The organism is Streptomyces sp. NPDC111507, from assembly GCF_055638955.1.
Genome location: NZ_JBVKBU010000001.1, coordinates 1,388,757 through 1,412,216, shown reverse-complemented (window position 1 = coordinate 1,412,216; position 23,460 = coordinate 1,388,757). Strand labels below are relative to the sequence as shown.

At 69.4% G+C, this 23,460-nt stretch carries 20 protein-coding genes and 1 tRNA gene; 6 read left to right on the top strand and 15 right to left on the bottom strand.

Annotated elements, in window-relative coordinates; translation table 11 throughout:
• Positions 1 to 130 precede the first annotated feature (130 nt).
• Genes ACZ7M2_RS06265 through ACZ7M2_RS06255 form a run of 3 tightly spaced genes read right to left on the bottom strand, consistent with a single transcriptional unit; the run spans position 131 to position 3,402 of the window.
• Complete coding sequence (locus ACZ7M2_RS06265) at positions 131 to 1,039, bottom strand: carbohydrate ABC transporter permease (RefSeq protein ID WP_471594334.1); 909 nt, start codon at positions 1,037 to 1,039, stop codon at positions 131 to 133.
• A 12-nt stretch (positions 1,040 to 1,051) separates the two neighbouring features.
• Positions 1,052 to 2,065, bottom strand: coding sequence for a carbohydrate ABC transporter permease (locus ACZ7M2_RS06260; RefSeq protein ID WP_168491858.1), 1,014 nt, complete (start codon positions 2,063 to 2,065; stop codon positions 1,052 to 1,054).
• Positions 2,066 to 2,070: 5 nt separating this feature from the next.
• Positions 2,071 to 3,402, bottom strand: a complete 1,332-nt coding sequence (locus ACZ7M2_RS06255; protein WP_471594333.1) for an ABC transporter substrate-binding protein — start codon at positions 3,400 to 3,402, stop codon at positions 2,071 to 2,073.
• A gap of 429 nt (positions 3,403 to 3,831) precedes the next feature.
• Between ACZ7M2_RS06255 and ACZ7M2_RS06250 the strand changes: the two genes are divergently transcribed.
• A complete protein-coding gene (locus ACZ7M2_RS06250) occupies positions 3,832 to 4,887 on the top strand; it encodes a LacI family DNA-binding transcriptional regulator (RefSeq protein ID WP_471594332.1) in 1,056 nt (351 codons plus the stop codon).
• A gap of 36 nt (positions 4,888 to 4,923) precedes the next feature.
• A complete protein-coding gene (locus ACZ7M2_RS06245) occupies positions 4,924 to 5,754 on the top strand; it encodes a serine/threonine protein kinase (RefSeq protein WP_471594331.1) in 831 nt (276 codons plus the stop codon).
• A gap of 1 nt (position 5,755) precedes the next feature.
• Here ACZ7M2_RS06245 and ACZ7M2_RS06240 read toward each other — a convergent pair whose 3' ends face one another.
• The 5 genes from ACZ7M2_RS06240 to ACZ7M2_RS06220 all read right to left on the bottom strand — a co-directional run bounded on the left by ACZ7M2_RS06240 (position 5,756) and on the right by ACZ7M2_RS06220 (position 9,997).
• Entirely contained in the window at positions 5,756 to 6,271 is a 516-nt protein-coding gene (locus ACZ7M2_RS06240) for a GNAT family N-acetyltransferase (RefSeq protein WP_471594330.1), read from the bottom strand.
• A 114-nt stretch (positions 6,272 to 6,385) separates the two neighbouring features.
• Positions 6,386 to 6,458 (bottom strand) — tRNA-His (locus tag ACZ7M2_RS06235).
• 106 nt (positions 6,459 to 6,564) lie between these two features.
• Positions 6,565 to 7,167 (bottom strand): oligoribonuclease, encoded by a 603-nt coding sequence (gene orn, locus ACZ7M2_RS06230; RefSeq protein WP_060901895.1) that lies wholly within the window; start codon positions 7,165 to 7,167, stop codon positions 6,565 to 6,567.
• Positions 7,168 to 7,297: 130 nt separating this feature from the next.
• Positions 7,298 to 8,527, bottom strand: coding sequence for a helix-turn-helix domain-containing protein (locus ACZ7M2_RS06225; RefSeq protein ID WP_075029202.1), 1,230 nt, complete (start codon positions 8,525 to 8,527; stop codon positions 7,298 to 7,300).
• A gap of 378 nt (positions 8,528 to 8,905) precedes the next feature.
• Positions 8,906 to 9,997, bottom strand: a complete 1,092-nt coding sequence (locus ACZ7M2_RS06220; protein ID WP_471594329.1) for a hypothetical protein — start codon at positions 9,995 to 9,997, stop codon at positions 8,906 to 8,908.
• Positions 9,998 to 10,321: 324 nt separating this feature from the next.
• Between ACZ7M2_RS06220 and ACZ7M2_RS06215 the strand changes: the two genes are divergently transcribed.
• Both ACZ7M2_RS06215 and ACZ7M2_RS06210 read left to right on the top strand, forming a co-directional pair.
• Entirely contained in the window at positions 10,322 to 10,849 is a 528-nt protein-coding gene (locus ACZ7M2_RS06215; protein WP_168491841.1) for a universal stress protein, read from the top strand.
• A gap of 181 nt (positions 10,850 to 11,030) precedes the next feature.
• Complete coding sequence (locus ACZ7M2_RS06210; RefSeq protein WP_471594328.1) at positions 11,031 to 11,600, top strand: acetate uptake transporter; 570 nt, start codon at positions 11,031 to 11,033, stop codon at positions 11,598 to 11,600.
• A gap of 179 nt (positions 11,601 to 11,779) precedes the next feature.
• Here ACZ7M2_RS06210 and glmS read toward each other — a convergent pair whose 3' ends face one another.
• Both glmS and ACZ7M2_RS06200 read right to left on the bottom strand, forming a co-directional pair.
• The gene (gene glmS / locus ACZ7M2_RS06205; protein ID WP_471594327.1) at positions 11,780 to 13,597 is read right to left on the bottom strand and encodes a glutamine--fructose-6-phosphate transaminase (isomerizing); all 1,818 of its coding nucleotides are present in this window, start codon (positions 13,595 to 13,597) and stop codon (positions 11,780 to 11,782) included.
• 13 nt (positions 13,598 to 13,610) lie between these two features.
• The gene (locus tag ACZ7M2_RS06200) at positions 13,611 to 13,868 is read right to left on the bottom strand and encodes a hypothetical protein (RefSeq protein ID WP_355308900.1); all 258 of its coding nucleotides are present in this window, start codon (positions 13,866 to 13,868) and stop codon (positions 13,611 to 13,613) included.
• Between the two features lie 164 nt (positions 13,869 to 14,032).
• Here ACZ7M2_RS06200 and ACZ7M2_RS06195 point away from each other — a divergent pair, with 164 nt between their 5' ends.
• Complete coding sequence (locus tag ACZ7M2_RS06195; RefSeq protein WP_352047055.1) at positions 14,033 to 15,598, top strand: purple acid phosphatase family protein; 1,566 nt, start codon at positions 14,033 to 14,035, stop codon at positions 15,596 to 15,598.
• Positions 15,599 to 15,664: 66 nt separating this feature from the next.
• Here the strand turns inward: ACZ7M2_RS06195 and ACZ7M2_RS06190 are convergent, their stop codons facing one another.
• Positions 15,665 to 16,534 carry a DUF4429 domain-containing protein gene (locus tag ACZ7M2_RS06190; protein ID WP_471594326.1) on the bottom strand — a complete coding sequence of 290 codons (870 nt, stop codon included), beginning with the start codon at positions 16,532 to 16,534 and terminating at the stop codon, positions 15,665 to 15,667.
• Positions 16,535 to 16,619: 85 nt separating this feature from the next.
• Here ACZ7M2_RS06190 and ACZ7M2_RS06185 point away from each other — a divergent pair, with 85 nt between their 5' ends.
• Entirely contained in the window at positions 16,620 to 18,206 is a 1,587-nt protein-coding gene (locus tag ACZ7M2_RS06185) for a beta-N-acetylhexosaminidase (protein WP_471594325.1), read from the top strand.
• Between the two features lie 140 nt (positions 18,207 to 18,346).
• Here the strand turns inward: ACZ7M2_RS06185 and ACZ7M2_RS06180 are convergent, their stop codons facing one another.
• From ACZ7M2_RS06180 to desA, 4 genes are read right to left on the bottom strand one after another with little or no spacing between them, the layout of a single operon-like run.
• Complete coding sequence (locus ACZ7M2_RS06180; protein WP_471594324.1) at positions 18,347 to 20,119, bottom strand: IucA/IucC family protein; 1,773 nt, start codon at positions 20,117 to 20,119, stop codon at positions 18,347 to 18,349.
• Positions 20,116 to 20,685, bottom strand: a complete 570-nt coding sequence (locus ACZ7M2_RS06175; protein ID WP_471594323.1) for a GNAT family N-acetyltransferase — start codon at positions 20,683 to 20,685, stop codon at positions 20,116 to 20,118. Before ACZ7M2_RS06175 ends, ACZ7M2_RS06180 begins: the two co-directional genes overlap by 4 nt.
• The gene (locus tag ACZ7M2_RS06170; protein ID WP_471594322.1) at positions 20,682 to 21,968 is read right to left on the bottom strand and encodes a lysine N(6)-hydroxylase/L-ornithine N(5)-oxygenase family protein; all 1,287 of its coding nucleotides are present in this window, start codon (positions 21,966 to 21,968) and stop codon (positions 20,682 to 20,684) included. Before ACZ7M2_RS06170 ends, ACZ7M2_RS06175 begins: the two co-directional genes overlap by 4 nt.
• Complete coding sequence (desA, locus tag ACZ7M2_RS06165) at positions 21,952 to 23,409, bottom strand: lysine decarboxylase DesA (RefSeq protein WP_471594321.1); 1,458 nt, start codon at positions 23,407 to 23,409, stop codon at positions 21,952 to 21,954. Before desA ends, ACZ7M2_RS06170 begins: the two co-directional genes overlap by 17 nt.
• Between the last annotated feature and the right edge of the window lie 51 nt (positions 23,410 to 23,460).

Here is a 23,460-nt window from a genome sequence, read left to right as displayed (position 1 = left end):
AGCGCTCCCATAGGAGGTCGTGGAGACCGACAGTAAGAAGAAGAGGGGGAGGGGCGAGAGGGAGAGAAGAGGGGGAGGAGGGGCCGGGGCGGCGGTGGCCCGGCTCCCCTTCTCCCACCGGCGAACGAGGTCAGCCCTTGACGGCTCCCTGCATGATGCCGCCGACGATCTGCTTGCCGAACAGGGCGAAGACGAAGAGCAGCGGCAGCGTGCCGAGCAGCGCGCCCGCCATGATCAGGGACTGGTCGGGAGTGAAACCGCGGCCGAGTCCCGCGACCGCGACCTGCACGGTCGGGTTGCCGGTCTGGGTGAGCACCAGGAACGGCCACAGGAAGTCGTTCCACGTCTGCACGAACACCAGCATGCCGAGCACCGCCATGGCGGGCCGGGCGGCCGGGAACACCACGTGCCAGATCACCCGCCAGCTGCTCGCGCCGTCGACACGGGCCGCCTCGATCAGCTCGTCCGGCAGCGCCTGGATCAGGTACTGCCGCATGAAGAACACCCCGAACGCGCTCACCAGCGACGGGAAGATCACCGCCTGGAGCTGGTCCGTCCAGTCGAGCTTGGCGACCATCATGTAGAGCGGGATCACGCTGAGCTGCGGCGGCACCATCATCGTGCCGACGACGATCAGCATGAGGGCGCCCCGGCCCTTGAAGCGCAGCTTGGCGAAGGCGAACCCGGCGAGCGTCGACAGGAAGACGACGGTCACCGCGGAAACGCCCGCCACGAACGTGGTGTTGACGAAGGCCTCGCCCAGGTTGGCCTCCGTCCAGGCGACATCGAGATTGTGGAAGAGGTTCGAGCCGAACCAGAACGGCGGCGGGGACTGCGCCAGCCGGTTGGTGTCGCGGGAGGCGGCGATCGCGGTCCACACCAGCGGGCCCAGCGAGCCGATCGTGAACAGCGCGAGGATGACGTACGCGAGGGGTCCCGCGTGCATCTGCCCGCCCGCGCGCGCCGACTTGGGGCGCCGCGGACGCTTCGGCGGTTCGGGTACCGCGTCCGCCGGGGGTTTCGTCAGGGTCGTCGTCACGGCCGGTTCTCCTTAACTACTGGCGCGCAGCCGGCGCGAGATGACGTAATTGACGATCCCGATCACGATGAGGATCAGGAACATCGTCCAGGCGATCGCGGAGGCGCGGCCCAGGTGCTGGTTCACCCAGCCCTGCTCGTAGAGGTACAGGCCGAGTGTCTGGAACTGGTGCTCGGCGCCGCCGGACGCGCCCTTGTTGGCGTCGAACAGCAGCGGCTCGCCGAAGACCTGGCTCGCTCCGATGGTCGAGACGACGACGGTGAACAGGATCGTCGGCCGCAGCGACGGCAGGGTCACGTGGAAGAACTGCTGCCAGCGGTTGGCCCCGTCGAGGGCCGCCGACTCGTACAGGTCCTGCGGGATCGCCTGCATCGCCGCCAGGTAGATCAGCGCGTTGTAGCCGGTCCAGCGCCAGATGACGATCGTCGAGACGGCGATCTGCGAGGGCCACTTGTCGTTCTGCCAGTCGATCTTGTCGAAACCGATGGCGTGCAGCGCCCAGTTGATCATGCCGTAGTCGCGGCCGAACAGCAGCACGAACACGAGCGAGGCGGAGGCGATCGACGTCGCGTACGGCGCGAGCATCATGACCCGGTAGAAGATCGAGCCGCGCAGCTTGTAGTTGAGGATGTGGGCGAGGCCCATCGCCATCAGCAACTGCGGGACGGTCGAGATGATCCCGATGGTCAGGGTGTTCTTCGCCGCGTTCCAGAAGAAGTCGTCGTCGAAGATGCGGGTGTAGTTGCGCAGGCCCGCCCATTGCATGTCGGTGGGTGCCGTCAGCTCCACCGTGTGCAGCGAGGCCCAGCCCGTGTAGATGAGCGGGAACAGGCCGAACGCGAGGAACAGCAGGAAGAACGGTGAGACGAACGCGTACGGGCTCCACCGTATGTCCCGCTGCCAGCGGCGGGAGAGCCGGTTGCGGCGCCGCTGCTCCTTCTCGTCGGGTACGGCGGCGGGCGGACGGCCCGGGGCCGCGCCCCCCTCCTCGGTGGGGGGCGCGGCGGTGTCGTGCCGGGTGGCCATACCGGTCACTTCTCCAGGTTGTTGTCGATGGTCTTGGTGGCCGTCTTCCAGGCCTCCGCGGCCGACTTGCCCTTCGTGACGAGGATGACGCCGTTGTCGGTCAGACCCTGCTGGATGATCTGGTCCTTCGGGCCGATCACCTGGGTCGGGATGGCCTTGGCGGCCTCGGCGAAGACCGTGCCGATCGGGGTGTCACCGGTCATCGTGTTCTTCGCGCCGGTCACCAGGGGCAGGTTGTAGGCACCGGGTGCGCTCGGGAAGCTGCCCTGCACGCTGAACAGCTTGGCCTGCTGGGCGGGGGCGGTCAGCCAGGTGACCAGCTTCTCGGCCTCCGTGACGTGCTTGCCGTTCTTGGGCACGGCCAGGAAGGTGCCGCCCCAGTTGCCGGACTTGGGCGCGGCGGCCACGTCCCACTTGCCGGCGGCGTCCGGCTTCGACTTGCCCTTGAGGTAGCCGAGCATCCACGGCGGGCAGGCCACCGCGGCGAACTTGCTGTTGGCGATCGTCGTGTCCCAGGCCGGCTGGAACTGCGTCTGGGCGCCGACCAGGCCCTCCGAGGCGGCCTTCGCGGTCAGGTCGAAGGCGGACTTGATGGCCGGGTTCGTCTTGTAGACGACCTTGCCGGAGGAGTCGTAGAACTTCTCCTGGTTGCTGCTGATGATCGCGTTGAGCAGACCACCGGGCGAGTCCATGAAGGTGGTGCCGCTGGGCGCCTTCTTCTTGTACGTCTCACCCGCGGCGACGAGCTTGTTCCAGTCGCCCGCCCACAGCTGCCCGACCTTGTCGCGGTCGGTGGGCAGGCCGGCCTGCTGGAAGAGGTCCTTGCGGTAGCAGATCGCCATCGGGCCGATGTCGGTGCCGAGTCCGATCGTCTGGCCGTCCTGGGTCGTGGCCTGCTGCCACTTCCAGTCCAGCCAGTTGCTCTTGCTCACGCCCGAGACCTTGGACAGGTCGACGAGCTTGCTCGCCTGGGTCTGTACGACCTCGGCGATGTTGCCGACTTCGACGGCCTGGACGTCCTGCAGGCCGCTGTTGGTGGTGAGGTGGTTGACGAGCGCCGGGTAGTAGTTCTCGTTGCGCTCGACGACGTTCTCGGCGATCTTGATGTTCGGGTTGAGCTTCTCGTACTCGGCGTAGAGACCGGCCTCCTTGAATCCCTGAGTACCGAAGAGACCCAAGGTGATCGTGGTCTTGCCCTTGCCTCCGCCCGTGTCGCTGCTGCTCCCATCGCTGCTTCCACCACTGTCGTCGGCACAGCCGGCCAGCAGCCCTGTGGTCAGCGCGGCGACGGCCGCGAGGGCCCCCAGACTGCGGGACCGACGGGTGATCGTGCGCATTGCGTCCTCCTGTTGCCTGACGTGCCGACCCCCCGGCCAACTGCACTGTTGGGCCCGTTGTTTCTCGCTGCGGCTCGGGCGGGGAACGTGCGGGATGTGTATGTGTCAGGTACCGTGGGAGCGCTCCCACAGGTGATGTGTTGAAGAGTCGTCGGTTCGCGCGGGGGTGTCAAGGGAGCCGACGCGGAGAGATGCGTTCAGTTATCGGCCTGTTAGCTAACTCCGGGGGAGGAGCGGGAGAGGCATCGCGGACGGTTGAAGTGGCTCGTGTCAGTGGGGTATTGGCCCCGGCGGGACGGTCGGTCGAGGGTCCCTGGCCGGGATGGACGGAACCTCGTCCACGTACGGGTTGCCGAGGTCCGGGTGATGAACGGGACTGTTAGATTCCAGGCCAGTCGCGGAGCGCGCGACGTCGACGGGAGGCGGACCATGGCAAGCCACGGAGCGCGGGGCCGGGGAGGCGGCCGGCCGACCTTGGAAGAGGTCGCGGCACGCGCGGGCGTGGGCCGCGGCACGGTGTCCCGGGTCATCAACGGCTCCCCGAGGGTCAGCGACGCGACCCGCGCGGCCGTCGAGGCGGCGGTCGCCGAACTCGGCTACGTCCCGAACACGGCGGCACGCGCCCTCGCCGCCAACCGCACGGACGCGATCGCCCTCGTCGTCCCCGAGCCCGAGACCCGCTTCTTCGCGGAACCGTACTTCTCGGACATGCTGCGCGGTGTCGGCGCGGAGCTCTCCGACACCGAGATGCAGCTGCTGCTGATCTTCGCGGGCAGCGACCGGGAGCGGCATCGCCTCGCCCAGTACCTGGCCGCGCACCGCGTCGACGGCGTACTCCTCGTCTCCGTCCACGCCGACGACCCGCTGCCCGACCTCCTCTCCCAGCTGGAGATCCCGGCCGTGATCAGCGGTCGCCGCTCGGCGGACGAGACACTGCCGTCCGTGGACTCCGACAACTACGGCGGCGGCCGCATGGCCGTCGAGCACCTGATCGCCGGGGGACGTCGGAGGATCGTCCACCTGGCGGGGCGCCTCGACGTCTTCGGCGCCCAGCGCCGTGTCGACGGCTACCGCGAGGGGTTGCGCGCGGCCGGACACGACGTGGACGACCGGCTGATCGTCCCGGGCGACTTCACCGAGGAGGGCGGCCGGCGCGCGATGACCGAGCTGCTGGCCCGCTGCCCGGACCTGGACGCGGTGTTCGCGGGCTCGGACGTGATGGCGGCGGGCGCTCGCCAGGTCCTGCGCGAGCTGGGCCGCCGCATACCTGACGACGTCGCCCTCGTCGGCTACGACGACTCCGCCATCGCCCGCCACATGGACCCGCCCCTGACGAGCGTGCGCCAGCCGATCGTGGAGATGGGGCGCGCCATGATCGATCTGCTGCTCGGGGAAATCGCCGACCGTCGCCCCGCGGTTTCGCGCGGTCTGGAGAAGCGGCAGGTCGTCCTGCCGTCCGAACTGGTGGTGCGGGCCTCGTCCTGACGCGCGGAAAGGCTTCGATAGTGCAATCTGATCGGTATGGTCCTCCATCCGTTGCTCGGAGTCGATGAAGTACCCGCCATGGAGCCCTACCTGGGCAGGGTGGGGGAGGTGTTCCAAGCGTTCCCGGAGCAGGACTCGGGGTGCGTGTCGTACGGCGTCCGTCTGCTCGACGGCGCACGCTGGTTCGTCAAGGAGGCGGCGACCGACCGCGGCCGGCACTCGCTCGAACGCGCCTGGGCCTTCCACCGGGCCGTACGGCACCGGGCGATCGTCCCGCAGGTCCACCGCATCGCCGTGGGCCGCGGCGGCGCGGCGGTGGTGATGCCCTGGCGGGAGGGCGAGGTGCTGTACCCGGCCATGGTGGGCGGACCGCGCGACCGTACGGGCCCCAGCAGCCCCATGGCCCGCTTCCGCGCCCTGCCGATCTCCCGCGTCCTCGCCGCCTTCGAACGCGTCCTCGACGCCCATCTCGCGGTGGAGGTCGCCGGGCATGTCGCCGTCGACTTCTACGACGGCGCGCTGCTCTACGACTTCGGGGGCGACGTCGTCCATCTGGTCGACCTCGACGAGTACCGGCCGGGCCCGTTCGTGGTCGAGGAGGAACGCCTGCCGGGTTCGCGCCGGTTCATGGCTCCCGAGGAGTTCGTGTGCGGGGCCGTGATCGACACCCGTACGACGGTCTTCACCCTGGGCCGCACCGCCCGGCTCCTGCTGGACGCGGGCGACGAGGAACGTGCCTGGCGGGGCACCCCGGCCCAGCAGGCGGTGATCGTCCGGGCGACCCGGTCCGACCCCGGGGAACGCTTCGAGGACGTCCACCGGTTCGCCGACGCGTGGCGGGCCGCCAATCGCCCGCACGAGGGCTGAGTCACCGCCGCAGCGGCAGCTCCCACCGGACTTCGCCGTCCTGGTACCGGTCGGTCGGGCCCAGGCCGGCGGCCGCGGCGACGGCCGCGGAGGCCCGGTGGTCAGGGTGGACATGCGCGACGACCGTACGGACGCCGGGCTCCTCGGCCAACCGGCCGACCAGCCCCCGCGCCGCCTCCCCGGCGAACCCCCGCCCCTGCCAGGGCGTGCCCACCACCCAGGCGATCTCCGCGACCTCCCCGGTGACCGTCGCCTGGACCGTACCGACGAGACACCCCTCCTCGCGCAGCCGCAGTACCCAGTTGCACCAGACGACGGCCGGGTCGGGGGAGCCCGCGACGAGGCGTTCATAGCGTGAACGCAAGGCTTCTGGAGTGGCGGGTGCGCCGCCGATGAACGTATGCAGCGCCGGGTCGGACAGCACCTCGGCCATTTCCCCGGCGTGTTCGACACGCAGGGGAAGGAGATCGAGACGGGCGGTGCCCAGGGTGTGGGCGGGGAGGTGGGGTGGAGGCATTGGGTGAGCCTAGAGGGCGCGCCGGACGCGCACGGACCCGACCGCACGGCTCCACGGTATGACCGCACGACCGAGGCCCGGTCCGCTTGTGCGGACCGGGCCTCAGTCGATCAGGGTGAGTGACGGGACTTGAACCCGCGACATCCTGGACCACAACCAGGTGCTCTACCAGCTGAGCTACACCCACCACGACCGGTCTTGGTTTCCCTGACCGGCCGAGAAAAAGTGTACAGGGTCCGAAGGGGTGCTCGCGCCAGGCTTTCTCCGGGGTCCCTCGGGGCCCCGGACATGCGTCATTCGGCGGGCAGCACGTGCTTCGCCGCGATGGTGCGCGCGGTGTCCGAGTCGGGGCCGGGCTGCGGGACGAAGATCGCCTCGCGGTAGTAGCGGAGCTCCGCGATGGATTCGCGGATGTCGGCGAGGGCGCGGTGGTTGCCGTTCTTCTCCGGGCTGTTGAAGTACGCCCGGGGATACCAGCGGCGGGCCAGCTCCTTCACCGAGGAGACGTCCACGATGCGGTAGTGGAGGTAGTCCTCGAGGGCCGGCATGTCGCGCGACAGGAAGCCACGGTCCGTGCCGACCGAGTTTCCGCACAGCGGGGCCTTGCCCGGCTCCTTGACGTGCTCACGTACGTAGGCGAGGACCTGTGCCTCGGCGTCGGCCAGGGTCGTGCCCTCGGCCAGTTCGTCGAGGAGACCGGAAGCCGTGTGCATCTGGCGCACCACGTCCGGCATCGTCTCCAGCGCCCGCTCCGGCGGGCGGATCACGATGTCCACCCCTTCGCCGAGCACGTTCAGTTCCGAGTCGGTGACCAGCGCGGCCACCTCGATGAGTGCGTCCTCCGACAGCGAGAGCCCGGTCATCTCGCAGTCGATCCACACCATGCGATCGTTCATGGCCCTAACCCTACGGCGCGCTTCGGCACACGGGCAGATCCGGGACGGCGGTGACCTGCGTGGTGGCCTGGGACGGGGGCGGCCCGGAACCCTCGTCGGGTCCCGGGCCGCCCCGTCTCGCATCATCGCCTCAGGGCGCGCTGCGCTGCCCCGGCAGGCGCCCGGCCGCGTACAGCTCGGTGCCCGTCTTGCCCGGCTCCGTCGACAGGGACGTCGACGGGCCCAGGGCGGTGGCGGCCGCCGTGCGGCGGGTCTGCAGCGGCACCGGGCTCTCCTGGTTCAGGACGGGCGACGGCCCGGCCTGGCCCGCGGAGCCGTCCACGTCCGACGGCCGTTCCGACTGCGGCCTGCGCGCGCGGTACGCCGCCCGGTACGCGGCCGGGGACGAGCCGAGCTGGCGCCGGAAGTGACCCCGCAGCGCGACCGGCGAACGGAAGCCGCAGCGTCCGGCGACCTCGTCGACCGAGTAGTCGGAGGTCTCCAGCAGCCGCTGCGCCTGCAGTACGCGCTGAGTGATCAGCCACTGCAGGGGAGCGCTCCCGGTGAGCGAGCGGAACCGGCGGTCGAAGGTGCGGCGGCTCATGTACGCGCGCGCCGCCAGCGTCTCGACGTCGAACTGCTCGTGGAGGTGCTCCAGCGCCCAGGCGACGACCTCCGCGAGGGGGTCGGCGCCGATCTCCTCCGGTAAAGATCGATCGAGATAGCGCTCCTGACCGCCGCTCCGGCGCGGTGGCACGACAAGACGGCGGGCCAGCGCGCCGGCCGCCTCGTTGCCGTGGTCCGTCCGCACGATGTGGAGACAGAGATCGATTCCGGCCGCCGTACCCGCGGAGGTCAGTACGTCTCCGTCGTCCACGAAGAGTTCTCGCGGGTCGACGTGGACCGACGGGTAGCGCTTGGCCAGCGTCGGTGCGTACATCCAGTGGGTCGTCGCCGGTCGGCCGTCCAGCAGTCCGGCGGCGGCCAGCACGAACGCGCCGGTGCACAGTCCGACTATGCGGGCTCCCTCCTCGTGCGCCCGGCGCAGCGCGTCGAGCGCCTCCTCCGGTGGCGGTGAGGTGATCGAACGCCAGGCCGGCACCACGACGGTGCCCGCCCGTGAGATCGCCTCCAGGCCATGCGGCGCGGTGAGTTCCAGGCCTCCTGTGGTCCGCAGCGGGCCTTCTTCGCCGCCGCACACCAGAAGTCGGTAGCGCGGCACGCCGGCGTCCTGGCGGTCAATCCCGAACACCGACAGCGGTATGGAACTCTCGAAGATGGGGCCGCCGCTGAACAGCAGCACCGCGACGATCTCCTTGCGGCGTCGCCCGGAAAGTTTCCGGGCCGCGGCTTCCGGCGCGGCAGTGGAGTCGTGGCTCATACTGCTAAGCCCCCCTCGGTGGTCGCGGCTCCTCGGTTGTGTCGCTCCTGCACGTTTCCCCTCGGTCCTGCACGAGTCCCCCGCCGTAAGACAGTCAAGATCGAATCTACTGTGTCCCGTGGCGCCAAGGTGACCAGTTCGGCAGTCGGCAGAATGTCGACATGGCAACTTGGCGTGAAGCATTCGATCACGAAGCGTTGCACTCGTGGGCCTTGCAGGGAAGTGCGCCTCGTGTCAGTGGCCAATCCCCATAGGGTGCGCGAGCCCTCCAGAGGGCTTTCGGCGCAGGTGGAACGGGGGTTGGGGGGTCGTTCGAGCAAGGGATGCGCGGGTGACCGAAGTTGGCTGAAAAGAAGCGGGGGCGTGCGCGGAAACCGGTCAGTCAACCGGCTTCTTCCCTCCGCTGTGACGCCCGCCCCTGTGCGCCCCCGAGCCACTACTGCCCCGCAAGCCGTTCATGATGTGCGAGTCGGTCAAATCCTGCGTGCCACGGTGCCGTGCGGGGTGCTCGAGCGGGACGCCGCCGCGAGGGGCGTCGCGCGGTGTGTCCTGGTCACGCGTGTCCCGGCCCCGGACCTGGACGCGGGTGTCCGGATCCTGTGCGTCCCGGTTCCAGCCGCCCGGGTCCCACGTGATCAGGTTTCGCGGGGCACGGTCCCAGGTGATCAGGTTCTCCGGGTGCCCGTCTCGTCCGGTCAGGTTTCCCGGGGTCCGCTCCCATGCGGTCGGGTTCGCGGTGTCGTGTGCCTGTGTGCCGGGATCGCGTCCGACCGCATCCCGGCCGTCCGGATTCTGTGTGTCCCGGTCCCGTGCGTCCCGGTTCCGTGTACCCCGGTCCTGTCCGTTCCGGTCCCCCACGGTCTGGCCCTCCACGTTCCGGCCCCCCGCGTTCCGGTCCCGAGCGGCGCGGCTCTGGTCGCTGCGGGCCCCGGCGCCGGGGCTCCGTGCGCCGGGGGTGGTCCCCTCGGCGTGGGCCGTCTCGCCGTGGGCCCCGCCACCGCCGTCCCGAGGGCCGCCTCCCCTCTCCGCACCGCCCGCTCCTGGATGGCCCCCGTGGCCCCGGTCGCCCCCGTCGCCGCGATCCCGCGTGCCGGGGTCCGCCTCCCCGCGGGGCGCCTCGGCGCGACCCCGGCGCCCACGCCCGGGGCGGCCGTGGTGGTGGTGCGGAGCGCCTCCGTGGAGGCCGGTCCTGCTGTGCCGGGCCCGGGGCGAGGCCGGCTCATCCGCACGGAGGCGGGCCGCGACGCGCTCGGACTGACGCAGCAGGACGAGGCAGGCACCGGTCACGGCAGCCAGGCCCAGCGCCGTGCCGGCCGCGCCGGCGAGGGAGGTGCCGAACCCGACGAGGACGACGGGGACCAGGACGCAGCTGAAGGCCGCCCACCGCACCACCTCGCTCGCCGTGTCCGGCCCGGGCGACGCGGCGGGTGCCGGGGAGGAGCGGTGGGACGCGGTCTCTGGTCCTGGCACGGTCTGCTCCCTGGTTTCCTGGTACTCCAGTGCTCTCCATGGCGGTGGCTCATCGGTTCAACGCGTGTTCGACCCGCCGGTCACCTACGAAAGGGCTTGAGCCTGGGTGAACCCTGTGCAAACCGCCTGTACGGGGCAGCAACCATTGCGTTAAGGGCGCCTCTCATGCATGCTCCGGGGAACGCCGCGCAGTGCGCGCGAGATCTGGGCAGAGGAGGCGTGCCGCCGTACCCTTGGGGGTATGGGGTTGGGAAGATGATTCCCGGACACAGCTCTGCCGCACGTTGTCGTCCCCACCACGAGGATCTAAACGCCGAGATACCCATGGCCGGTCACGAATACTTTGATCCCGCGGACCGCAAGCGCCCGCTCGCCGATCCCACGGCGGCCGAGCCCCTGGCGGCGGAAGAACCCCGCCAGTCCTGCGATCCTGCCTTCAAGCACGGCGTCGTCGTCGGTTTCGACGGCTCGACGTCCAGCGAGCGCGCCCTCGCCTACGCGATCGGCATGGCCCACCGCTCCGGCTCGGGCCTGATCATCGTGCATGTCGCGAACCGGCTGCCCACCACGGTGTGGGCGGGCTGTGAACCACCGGTCTTCGTCGACGTGCCCGACCACCGCACCGAGGTGCTCGGCCTCGAACTCGCATGCGCCGAATATCTGGCCGAGGTGCCCTGGATCCTCGTTGAGCGCGGCGGTGACATCTGCCACGAACTCGAAGAGGTCGGACGGGAGTACGAGGCGGACGCGATCGTCGTCGGCTCCACGCACGGCATCGTCGGGCGCATCTTCGGCTCGGTGGCCGGACGGCTCGCGAAGCGTGCGCAGCGCCCGGTGATCGTCATCCCCTGACACATCCTCCGACGCGCCCCTGACCCACCGTCAACTCCCTTTGGCGAGTGTCTGAAACGGCATGAATCTACTCGCGCGTAGAGGTGGTTTGTGCCCTTGTGAAGGGTACATACCGGTCACCGGACCAACCGTACGGCCGGTACCACGCAGCACAACTGCACATGCATGAAGGGAGCCCGCCGTGGACAAAGACGTCTCCGCGGGAAGCATCACCTCGACCCTCGGCCACCTCGCGCTCGGCCTCACCCTGTTGCTCTTCGGCCTCGGTAACACCCAAGTGATCGACGGCGTGACAGCGGCCGACTCCGTCTCCCTCGCCACCTATGTCGGTGGCATCGCGCTCTTCGTAGCCGGGCTGTTCGCCTTCCGCGACCACGACGCCTTCACCGGTACGGCCTTCACGGCGCTCGGCGCGTTCTGGTTCACCTGGGGCGTCACGGCCGGCACGCAGATGTCCGCCAACGCGACCGGTCTCTTCCTGCTCCTGTTCGCGCTCGTCGCGCTCAGTCTGACCGCCGGCGCGAGCGGCGCCCCCCTTCTCAACCGGGGAACGTACGCACTGCTCTTCGTCGCCCTTCTCCTGCTGGCCGTCGGGCAGTTCGGCGACAGCGGAGGGCTGGGGAAGGTCGGCGGCTGGTTCGCCGTCGCGAGCGGCGCGCTCGCCTGGTACGGGGCCACGGCGGCCATGGCTCACTGGCCCACCGCACTGCCCGGACGCGCCGCCGGCCGGGGGGTGACGGCCACCGGCTGACGTCGGCGCGGGCCGGGGCATGGGCGGCCCCGGCCCCCTGAAGGAACGGGTCCCTGTGCGGTGGTGGCGCGCACAGGGACCCGTTCTCGGCGTTTGCGCCTAAACCGGCGCCGCTCTCGCGGAGGTGGTTGCGCGCCGCGAGGGTTCCTCGATTGTCGCTTCGGTGGGCCGGTGGATCTTTACTCCACCGTCACCGACTTGGCCAGGTTGCGCGGCTTGTCGATGTCGCGGCCCAGGGCCAATGCCGTGTGGTAGGCGAGGAGTTGGAGCGGGATGCCCATGAGGATCGGGTCCAGCTCGTCCTCGTTCTTCGGGACGACGATCGTCTGGTCGGCCTTCTCCTGCTCCTGGTGCGCCACCGCGAGGATCCGGCCGCTGCGGGCCTTGATCTCCTCCAGGGCGGCGCGGTTCTTCTCCAGGAGGTCGTCGTCGGGGACGATCGCGACCGTGGGCAGCGCGGGCTCGATGAGCGCCAGCGGGCCGTGCTTGAGCTCGGAGGCCGGGTAGGCCTCGGCGTGGATGTACGAGACCTCCTTGAGCTTCAGTGAGGCCTCACGGGCCACCGGGTAGCCCCGGACGCGGCCGATGAAGAGCATCGAGCGGGCCTCGGCGTACTCCTCGGCCAGCTTCTTGATCTCGTCCTCCTGCTCCAGGATCTCGGAGATCTGCGCGGGCAGCCTGCGCAGGCCCTCGATGATCCGCTTGCCGTCGCGGACCGACAGGTCGCGGGTGCGGCCGAGGTGCAGGGCGAGCAGCGCGAAGGCGACGGTCGTGTTGGTGAAGCACTTCGTCGAGACGACGCAGACCTCGGGGCCCGCGTGGACGTACATGCCGCCGTCCGCCTCGCGGGCGATCGCCGAGCCGACGACGTTGACCACACCGAGCACCCGCGCGCCCTTGCGCTTCAACTCCTGCACGGCGGCCAGTACGTCGTACGTCTCACCGGACTGGGACACGGCCACGTACAGGGTGTCGGGGTCGACGACCGCGTTGCGGTAGCGGAACTCGGAGGCCGGCTCGGCGTCCGCGGGGATGCGGGCGAGCTCCTCGATCATCTGGGCGCCGATCATGCCCGCGTGGTATGAGGTGCCGCAGCCGAGGATCTTCACGCGGCGGATCTGGCGGGCCTCACGGGCGTCCAGGTTCAGGCCACCGAGGTGCACGGTGGAGAACCGGTCGTCGATGCGGCCGCGCAGCACCCGGTCCACGGCCTCGGCCTGCTCGTGGATCTCCTTGTGCATGTACGTGTCGTGGCCGCCCATGTCGTACGAGGCCGCCTCCCACTCCACGGTGGTCGGCTCGGCCGTCGTACGGGTGCCCTCGGTGGTGTACGTGCGGAAGTCGTCGGCCTTGAGGGTGGCCATCTCGCCGTCGTCCAGGGTCACTATCTGGCGGGTGTGGGTGACCAGGGCGGCGATGTCCGAGGCGACGAACATCTCCTTCTCGCCGATGCCGAGGACGACCGGGGAGCCGTTGCGGGCCACCACGATGCGGTCGGTGAAGTCGGCGTGCAGGACCGCGATGCCGTACGTGCCCTCGATCACCCGGAGTGCGTCGCGGACCTTGTCCTCGAGCTTCTCGGCCTGGGAGCGGGCGATCAGGTGGGTGAGGACCTCGGTGTCGGTCTCCGAGAGGAACTCGACACCGTCCGCCTCGAGCTTCTTGCGCAGGTCGGAGGCGTTGTCGATGATGCCGTTGTGGACGACCGCGACCTTGCTGTCGCCGGACATGTGGGGGTGCGCGTTCACGTCGGAGGGGGCGCCGTGGGTGGCCCAGCGGGTGTGGGCGATGCCGGTCGTGCCCTTGAAGCGTGCGGGGACCTTGGCCTCCAGGTCACGGACCCGGCCCTTGGCCTTGACCATCTTCAGACCGGCCGACTTCGGCGTCGTGACGACGATGCCCGCCGAGTCGTAGCCGCGGTACTCGAGGCGCTGGAGGCCTTCGAGCAGCAGCGGTGCCACGTCACGCCTGCCGATGTATCCGACGATTCCGCACATGTATATGTATTCCTCAGCCGTAGACAATGCGGCGCAGCTGCCTGAGCGTGAGCTCCGGCGGCGCGACCGCGCGGTACTTCAGGTCCGCCTCGATCCGTTCGAAGATCGTCACGTTGACCAGGCCCTGGGCCTGGAGCTCGCGGTGGCGGCGACGGACGTAGTCCTCGGTCGTCTCGTCGAAGTAGGCGAGCACGTCCTGGATCACCCGCAGTGCCTCGCCCCGGTTCAGGGGGGTGGAGCGCGTCAGGTGATCAACAAGTTCGTCGTGCACCCGTTGATCCTGGGGTACCGGGAGCCGATTCGCAAGAATCCTGCCCGATATCGGGCAAGTGGCTGTTGAAGGTCTTATGGGGGGCTGTTAGCAAACTGTCCATCCTGCGTCTTGTGCCGCGTCGATTGCCGGGAGCAACTTCTGTGGCCATGGACATTCCACGCATGGGCGTACCGGAGAAGCTCGCCGAGCGCATGACCATGGCAGAGCAGCACGAGTATCTCCGCGCCAAGTTCTCCCGGCGCAACATGATCAGAGGCGGGGCCGTGACCCTCGGCGCCGTCGCGGGCGGCGCCTTCGTGCCCGGCGCCGTCGCACAGGCCGCTGTCCCGACGCGGGCCACCACCTCCTCGGCCGAGAAGGTCGACGGCGCCCTCGTCGCCCCCTTCGGCCGTCACCTCGCCTTCGGTAATGACCCGCGTACGGAGATCACGGTCTCCTGGCAGGTTCCGGCCGCGGTGAAGAAGCCGTTCATCCGCATCGGCGCCCACCCCTGGGACCTCTCCCGCAAGATCGAGGCCGAGGTCCGCGCCCTCTACACCCCGGCGGGCGTCGGCGCGAGCGGCGACCACACGCAGTACTACGTGCACGCCAAGCTCAGCCACCTGCGCCCCGGCAAGACGTACTACTACGGTGTCGGCCACGCGGGCTTCGACCCGGCCGAGCCCCACCTGCTGGGCACCCTCGGTACCTTCACCACCGCTCCCTCGCACGCCGAGCCGTTCACCTTCACGGCCTTCGGCGACCAGGGCGTCAGCTACCACGCCCTGGCCAACGACAGCCTGATCCTCGGCCAGAACCCGGCCTTCCACCTGCACGCCGGCGACATCGCCTACGGCGACCCGGCCGGCCAGGGCAAGACCTCCGACACGGTGTTCGACTCGCGCACCTGGGACCAGTTCCTCGCCCAGACCGAGTCCGTCTCCAAGTCCGTGCCGTGGATGGTGTCGTACGGCAACCACGACATGGAGGCCTGGTACTCGCCCAACGGCTACGGCGGCGAGGAAGCCCGCTGGACGCTCCCCGACAACGGTCCGGACAAGAAGAACCTCCCCGGTGTCTACTCCTTCGTCTATGGCAACACGGCGATCATCTCGCTGGACCCCAACGACGTCTCCTTCGAGATCCCGGCCAACCTCGGCATCTCCGGCGGCACCCAGACGAAGTGGTTCGAGGGCCAGCTGAAGAAGTTCCGTGCCGCGAAGGACATCGACTTCATCATCGTGTTCTTCCACCACTGCGCGTACTGCACCTCCACGGCGCACGCCTCGGAGGGGGGCGTGCGACAGGAGTGGGTGCCGCTGTTCGACAAGTACACGGTGGACCTGGTCATCAACGGCCACAACCACCAGTACGAGCGCACGGACGTCATCAAGGGCAACGAGATCACCAAGAAGCTGCCGATCGGCGACACGGCGTACTCCGAGACGGAGGGCGTGGTGTACGTCACGGCGGGTGCGGCGGGCCGCAGCCTGTACGCCTTCACTGCCCCGGACTCGTACGAGGGCCACGAGAACGAGGTCGACTCCGTGGCCTCCTTCATCAACCTCAAGGACGGCAAGCAGAACGAGACCGTCGCCTGGTCGCGCGTTCGCTACCTGAACTACTCCTTCCTGCGCGTGGACGTCACCCCCGCGCCGAAGGGCCACTACACCACCCTGAAGGTCCAGGGCATCGCCGAGACCGGTGACCGGATCGACCACTTCACGGTGGCGCGCAGGGCGAAGTAGCCTCACCGCCTGCCCGGAAGACGAGGCGTACGGCATCCGGGCAGGCGGTCCGCGCCGGCGCTGTTCCTAGATGCGCCTGAGGACCGCCTGCTTGGCCAGGGCGAACTCCTCGTCCGTCAGGACGCCGGACCTGTGGAGGTCCCCCAGTTCGCGCAGGCGGCGGAGCAGGGCGTCGTGGTCGTCCTCCGGGGCGGCCGCGGCCGGCCGCTCCGTCGCCTGCGCGGCTTCCGGAGAGGCCGTGGGATGCGGGAGCCGGGCCTGTACAGCCGCCGCGACCAACGCCATCAGCGGGTCCTTCTTGAAGCCCCACAGTTCGACGGAGTTGGGGTCGTACTTCGGCGGGGCCTTGGTCTCCGCGCCGCGGACGGTGAAGCGCAGGTAGCCGTTCTCCAGGCCGACCGCGGGGTGCCACTCGACGGTGGTGAGGTCGGTGAGGGCGAGCGAGCGGGCTCCGGCGGCGGACTTCGAGTCCTCGGTCTTCCAGTTCCACTCCAGGCGCACGTGCTCGCCGTCGAAGCTCGCGGTGCCGTCGCCGGCGGCGACGGACAGCGGCACGGAGGGGCCCGGGAGCAGATAGCCGTCGACCGGGTCGGCCGGCACCCGGTCCAGGAGCAGCGCGTCCCGGACCTCGTCCACGACGTACTCGGCGACGCCGTAGCGGTCGGACTCCACGGCGAGCTGGTAGGGGTCGTTCGGCTCGGCGAGCCTGCCACCGGTCGCCTGGAGCAGCGGGTCGGCGCCGTCGCGCAGCCGGAGCCGCAACCGGCCGCTCTTCCTGCCCTGTTCGAAGGAAATCCCCGCCAACGCTCCCAGCGGGAGCGTCAGTTCACCCAAGGTTCTGCGGAGCAGGCTCACGTTCTTGTCGCGCCCCGGAGTCAGCCGCAGCGCGTCGCCGTCGAAGGTCCACGTCCCGTCCTTCTGGATGATTTCCGCCATGAGGGGGATTGTTTCACCGGGTCTGCGGAAGAGTGGTCTATACCCATTCGCAATTCATTTGCAGGGTCCTTCGAAGGGAGCGCATGTGAGACAGCACAGAACGCCCCGTCTTCTCGGTACGCTGCTGCTCGTGGCGGCCGCCGGTATCTCAGTCGCCGGTGCCGCACACTCCGAGTCGGGCCGCACCGCGACCCCGCTCGGGCAGGTGGTGCCGGCCCCCGCCTCGGTCCACGCGGGCGGATCCCCGTACCGCATCACCGACGGCACCCGTATCCGGGTCGAGGACTCGCCTCAGGCCCGCCGGGTCGGCGCGTATCTGGCCGACGTCCTGCGTCCCTCCACCGGGTACCGACTGCCCGTCACCACGCACGGCGCGGGCGGTATCCGGCTGCGGATCGCGGCGGGGACGACGGGCACCGAGGGCTATCGCCTGGACAGCGGGCGGGACGGTGTCACCATCACGGCCGCCGCGCCCGCCGGGCTCTTCCACGGCGTCCAGACGCTGCGCCAACTGCTGCCCGCCGCCGTCGAGAAGAACTCCGTGCAGCCCGGCCCCTGGCTCGTCGCGGGCGGCACCATCAAGGACAGCCCGCGCTACGGCTACCGCGGCGCGATGCTCGACGTCTCCCGGCATTTCTTCGGTGTCGCGCAAGTCAAGCGGTACATCGACGAGTTGGCCCTCTACAAGGTCAACAAACTGCATCTGCACCTGAGCGACGACCAGGGCTGGCGCATCGCGATCGACTCCTGGCCGCGGCTCGCCACATACGGAGGGTCCACGCAGGTCGGTGGCGGGCACGGGGGTTACTACACCAAGGCCGACTACAAGGAGATCGTGCGGTACGCGGCCTCCCGCTATCTGGAGGTCGTCCCGGAGATCGACATGCCGGGCCACACCAACGCCGCGCTCGCCTCGTACGCCCAGCTGAACTGCAACGGGACCGCGCCCCCGCTCTACACCGGCACCGACGTCGGGTTCAGCTCGCTGTGCGTGGCGAAGCCGGTGACGTACGACTTCGTGGACGACGTCGTGCGGGAGCTGGCGGCGCTCACGCCGGGCAAGTACCTGCACATCGGTGGGGACGAGGCCCACTCCACCAGCCACGCCGACTACGTCACCTTCATGGACAAGGTGCAGCCGGTCGTCGCGAAGTACGGGAAGACGGTGGTCGGCTGGCACCAGCTGACCGGGGCGCACCCGGTGAAGGGCGCGATCGCGCAGTACTGGGGGCTCGACGACACCAGTGCCACGGAGAAGGCGCAGGTCGCCGAGGCCGCGCGGAACGGCACGGGGCTCGTGCTGTCGCCCGCCGACCGGGTCTACCTCGACATGAAGTACACCGCCGACACCCCGCTCGGGCAGGACTGGGCAGGCCTGGTGGAGGTGAAACGGTCGTACGACTGGGATCCGGGCGCCTATCTTCCGGGAGCGCCGGCTTCGGCGATCCGGGGCGTCGAGGCGCCGCTGTGGACGGAGACCATCGTCACGGGGGCCGACATCGACTACATGACCTTCCCGCGGCTGCCCGGCGCGGCCGAGCTCGGCTGGTCGCCCGCGTCGACGCACGACTGGAACACCTACAAGGTGCGGCTCGCGGCGCAGGGGCCGCGTTGGGAGGCCCTGGGGATCGGCTACTACCGCTCGCCCCAGGTGCCCTGGCCCACGGCGTAAGCGCTCCGCTGGAAGTGCGGGGAGGTGCCGTCGATCGTCTGCGGCTCCGTCGTGGCCGGTCGCGCAGTTCCCCGCGCCCCTTCAGGGCGCGGCCGAGAAGATGGGGCTCAGGAGGACCGTACTCCTGAGCCCCACCGGTTTCAGAGACCCGCGATCGGGTTCTTCAGGCTGCCGACCAGCTGAAGCGCGCCGGACGGATCGGCCAGGTCCACCATCTGCTTGTTGTTGCGCAGCTGGAGCCGGTTCAGGCAGGACAGCGCGAACTCGGGCGCGAACATGTCGTACTGCCGGAACTTGTCGGCGAGTTCGGGCGCCGACGCCTGGTACTCGCGCACGGACTCGGCGACCGTCCGCCAGAAGTCGTCCTCGTCGAGGATGCCCTCGTCGGCCAGGCCGGCCGCCAGGAAGCGGAAGAAGCAGTCGAAGACGTCCGTGAAGATGGACAGGAGTTTCTTGTCCTCGGGGACCTCGACGCGGATCCGCTCGACCATGGGCGGCAGCACCGCCTGCGGGTCCATGACGGCGATCTCCTCGGCGATGTCCTTGTAGATCGCGCGCTGCACGGCGCCGTCCTTGAGGACGAGGATGACGTTCTCGCCGTGCGGCATGTAGACCAGGTCGTAGGCGTAGAAGCTGTGCAGGAGGGGTGTGAAGTAGGCGCGCAGATAGCGGCGCAGCCACTCCACGGGGGTCAGCCCGGACCGCTCGATCAGCGCGCCCGCGAAGGAGGCGCCCGTGTGGTCGACATGGACGAGGGAGGCCATGGTGGCCAGGCTCTCGCCCTCCTGGAGCGAGGGGACCGGGCTCTCGCGCCACAGGGCCGCGAGCATCTTGCGGTACGGGGAGTAGCGGTCGGTGGCGGCCTCGTACTCCAGGTGGCGGTAGCCGACGGCGGCGCGCTCGCGGATGACCGACAGGCCGGTGGACTTGAGCACCGGGTCGTTCTCGACGAGCTGGGCCAGCCAGTCGTTGATCGCCGGTGTCGCCTCCATGTAGGCGGCGGACAGACCGCGCATGAAGCCCATGTTGAGGACGCTCAGCGCCGTCTTCACATAGTGCTTCCCGGGGCTGGTGGTGTTGAAGAACGTCCGGATGGACTGCTGGGCCAGGTACTCGTCGTCGCCCTCGCCGAGACAGACCAGGTGGCGCCGGGCGACCTCGGCCGCGAAGGTCATCGAGAGCTTGTTCCACCACTGCCAGGGGTGGACGGGGATGAGCAGGTAGTCCTCGGGGTCGAGGCCCTGTTCGGTGAGGGTGGCGGTGAACCGCTCGACCGTCCCGGCCCCCAGCTCCTCGCGCACGAAGGACTCGTACTCGATGCCCACACCCGCGGTGAAGGAGGCCCGGGAGCGGTGCGCGGCCAGCCACACCAGCCGGACCGGGCTCGCGGTCTCGGGGGCGTACGAGAGGTACTCGTGCACGCCGAAGCCGAGCCGCCCGTTGTTGGCGACGAAACAGGGGTGGCCCTCGGTCATGCCGGTCTCGATCTCCTGGAAGGAGGACTTCGCGAGTTCGGCGGAGGGGATCTGCGGCTTGGTGAGTTTGAAGCAGGTGCCCGAGAGGGTGGAGGAGATCTCCTCCAGGTAGACCGGGAGCACCTCGTCGCTCAGGCCCAGCGACGTCTTCAGCTCGATGAAGAAGTCGAGTGCGGCCAGCGGGAGTTCGGTTCCGTCGCGGTGGCGGGTGATCGACTCGGGGTCGACCTGCCAGTGGTCGAGGGAGCGGAGGGTGGCGGTGAAGCGGTAGCGGGTCAGGCCGTCGTCGCTGCGGACGACGTACCTGCCGTCGCCCTCGGGCTCCGGAGTGATGAGGCGCTCGTGCGCGAACTCGGCGAGGGCCTTGCGGACGAGAAGGCGGCCCGCGCGCTCCCAGCGCTCGGGGGAGAGGTGGGCCACGGCGTCGGCGAGGCTCATACGGTCACCCCTGCCGTCCGCTCGAACCGCTCCCGGGTGCAGAAGCTCAGCAACGCCCTTTTCTCCGGCTTCTGTATCTCGCGCTCGGGCACGAACCCGACGGCTTCGTTCAGCGCGTGCACGGCCGTGTTGCGCACGTCGGGCTCGACGACGACCCGCGCGGTCGTCGGGTCGGCGAACAGATGCTCCATCACCGCGGTGATCACTGCCCGGGTGAACCCGTGCACCGGCGTCTCCGTCGGCGCGACCAGGAAGTGCATGCCGACATCTCCGGGCGCGGGCTCGTACAGACCGACCAGCTCCACGTGCGCCGGGTCGTACCGCTCCATCAGGAACACGGGTTCGCCGTCCAGCGACCCCAGGAACGCGTCGTGGTACTCGCTGGCCGCGATGGCCATGTACTCGCGCTCCACGTCGTGCAGTTTCGCCTCCTGCATCATCCAGAAGGCGGCCTTGGGGTGGGTCACCCAGCAGTGCAGCAACTCGGCGTCCTGGAGGGCGTCGAGAGGGCGGATGGTGAAGGTGCCCACGTCGGTGGTCGTGCCTGTACGGCTTGTGGTGCTCATACGCTGAACTCCTGGAACGCGATCGTCTTCTCGACCGGGTAGTACTCGGTGCCGAGCAGCTCACGGATGATGGACGCGTTGCGGTACGGGCCCATGCCCAGGTCGGGGCTGGTGATGCTGTGGGTGTGGACGCCCGCGTTCTGCAGGAAGACGCCGCTGCCCGTGGTGTCGATGGCGTAGTTGCGGGCCACGTCGAAGTTGCCGCGGGTGTCGTAGCGCAGCCGCTCGCGGACCGGCTTCAGGAACTCCGGCTCGGCGTACTTGTAGCCGGTGGCCAGGATCAGGCCCTCGGAGTTCAGCTCGTAGTCCTTGCCCTGCTCCTCCTGGCGCAGGCCCAGGGTGTACGTGCCGTTCTCGTGAGCGGCCGTGTTCAGGGAGGAGTTGGTGAGCAGCCGCGTCGGGACGGGGCCGCCGAGGTTCTTCTGGTAGAGCAGATCGAAGATCGCGTCGATCAGCTCGCCGTCGATGCCCTTGAACAGGCCCTTCTGCTCCGTCTGGAGGCGGTAGCGGGTCGGCTCGGGCAGCGCGTGGAAGTAGTCGATGTACTCCGGGGAGGTCATCTCCAGCGTGAGTTTGGTGTACTCGAGCGGGAAGAAGCGCGGAGAGCGCGTGACCCAGTTCAGCCGGTAGCCGTGGACGTCGATCTCGCTGAGCAGGTCGTAGTAGATCTCGGCGGCGGACTGGCCGCTGCCGACGAGCGTGATCGACTTCTTCGCCTGGAGTTCCCGCTTGTGCTGGAGGTAGCGGGAGTTGTGGATGAAGTCGCCGCCGAGGTCCGCGCAGGCCTCGGGGATGTACGGGGGTGTTCCGGTGCCGAGGACCAGGTGGCGGGCGCGGAACACCTCGCCGGCCGCCGTCCGCACGTGGTACAGATCGCCCTCGTACGTCACTTCCTCGACCGTCGTGCTGAAGCGGACGCTGCTCAGTTTCGAGGCGGCCCAGCGGCAGTAGTCGTCGTACTCGACCCGGAGCGGGTAGAAGTTCTCGCGGATGTAGAAGGAGTACAGCCGCCCGGACTCCTTGAGGTAGTTGAGGAAGGAATACGGGGAGGTCGGGTCGGCGAGGGTCACCAGGTCCGACATGAACGGGGTCTGGAGATGCGCCCCCTCCAGGAACATCCCGGAGTGCCACTCGAAGTCCGGCTTGGACTCGAGGAAGACGCCGTCCAGTTCGGCGATCGGCTCGGTGAGGCAGGCGAGGCCGAGGTTGAAGGGCCCGAGCCCGATCCCCACGAAGTCGTAGGTCTTTCCAGTGGCTTCGACGGATTCAGGAAGCGCGGTCAAGGGACTCTCCCAGGTACTGCTCGGCGTGGCCGGCGATCAGATCGAGCACGGCGGCGATGTCGTCGGTCGTGGTCTCGGGGTTGAGCAGGGTGAACTTCAGGTAGTGGCGGCCGCCGACCTTGGTGCCCGCGACGACGGCGTCACCGGAGGCGAACAGGGCCTTGCGGGCGTAGAGGTTGGCGCGGTCGATCTCGGCCGGGTCGGTGACGGCGACCGGGATGAAGCGGAAGACGAGGGTGGACAGGGACGGCTCGACCACCACGTCGAAGCGGGGGTCTGCGACGAGCAGCTTCCAGCCCTCCTGGGCCAGGTCGCAGACCTCGTCGAAGAGTTCGCCGATGCCGTCGGCGCCCATCACACGCAGCGTCATCCACAGCTTGAGGGCGTCGAAGCGGCGGGTGGTCTGCAGGGACTTGTCGACCTGGTTGGGGATGCGCTCCTGGACCATGCGGCGCGGGTTCAGGTACTCCGCGTGGTAGGTGGCGTGGCGCAGGGTGGCGGCGTCGCGGACCAGCACGGCGGACGAACTCACGGGCTGGAAGAAGGACTTGTGGTAGTCGACGGTGACGGAGTCGGCGCGCTCGATGCCGTCGAGGCGGTCCCGGTTCTTGAGGGAGGTGAGCAGTCCGCAGCCGTAGGCCGCGTCCACGTGCATCCACGCGCCGAACTGGGCGCACAGCTCCGCGATCTCGGGCAGCGGGTCGATGGAGCCGAAGTCGGTGGTGCCGGCGGTGGCGACGACGGCCATCGGGATCAGGCCGTCGCGCTCGCAGCGCTCCAGCTCGTGGGCGAGGGCGAGCGTCTGCATGCGCTTGTTCTGGTCGACGGGGATCGAGACGACGGAGTCCGCGCCGAGGCCCAGGAGTTTGGCCGACTTCTTGACGCTGAAGTGGCTGGCCTCGGAGGCGAAGATGCGGAGTTCGGCGGCGTTGTCGCCCGGTCCGCTCCGCGGCTTGGCCTCCTCGCGGGCCAGCAGAAGGGCCTGGAGGTTGGACTGGCTGCCGCCGCTGGTGAACACGCCGTCGGCGGCCGGGCCGAGGCCGATGCGCTCGTTGGTCCAGTCGATGAGCCGGCGCTCGATGAGGGTGCCGCCGGCCGACTGGTCCCAGGTGTCCAGGGAGGAGTTGACGGCGGACAGGACGGCCTCGCCGAGCACGGCGGGTATGACCACCGGGCAGTTGAGGTGCGCGAGGTAGCGCGGGTGGTGGAAGTAGATCGCGTCCCGGAGGTAGACCTCTTCGAGCTCGTCGAGGACGGCGCTGGTGTCGTGCAGCGGGCGGTCCAGGTCGATCTGCTCGATACGGGGAGCGAGGGCGTCGACCGTGACACCCGTGAACGGTCGGTCGGTGGTGGCGAGTTTGGCCGCCACCCGCTCGATTCCTTCGGTCACGGAGCGGCGGTACCGCTCCGCGGTCGTGTCATTGAGCAGGTGCGAGCGCATGTGGGGGTCCTCCGTGCGGGAGAGTCCGAGCGGGACGGGTGGGGCGAGGGC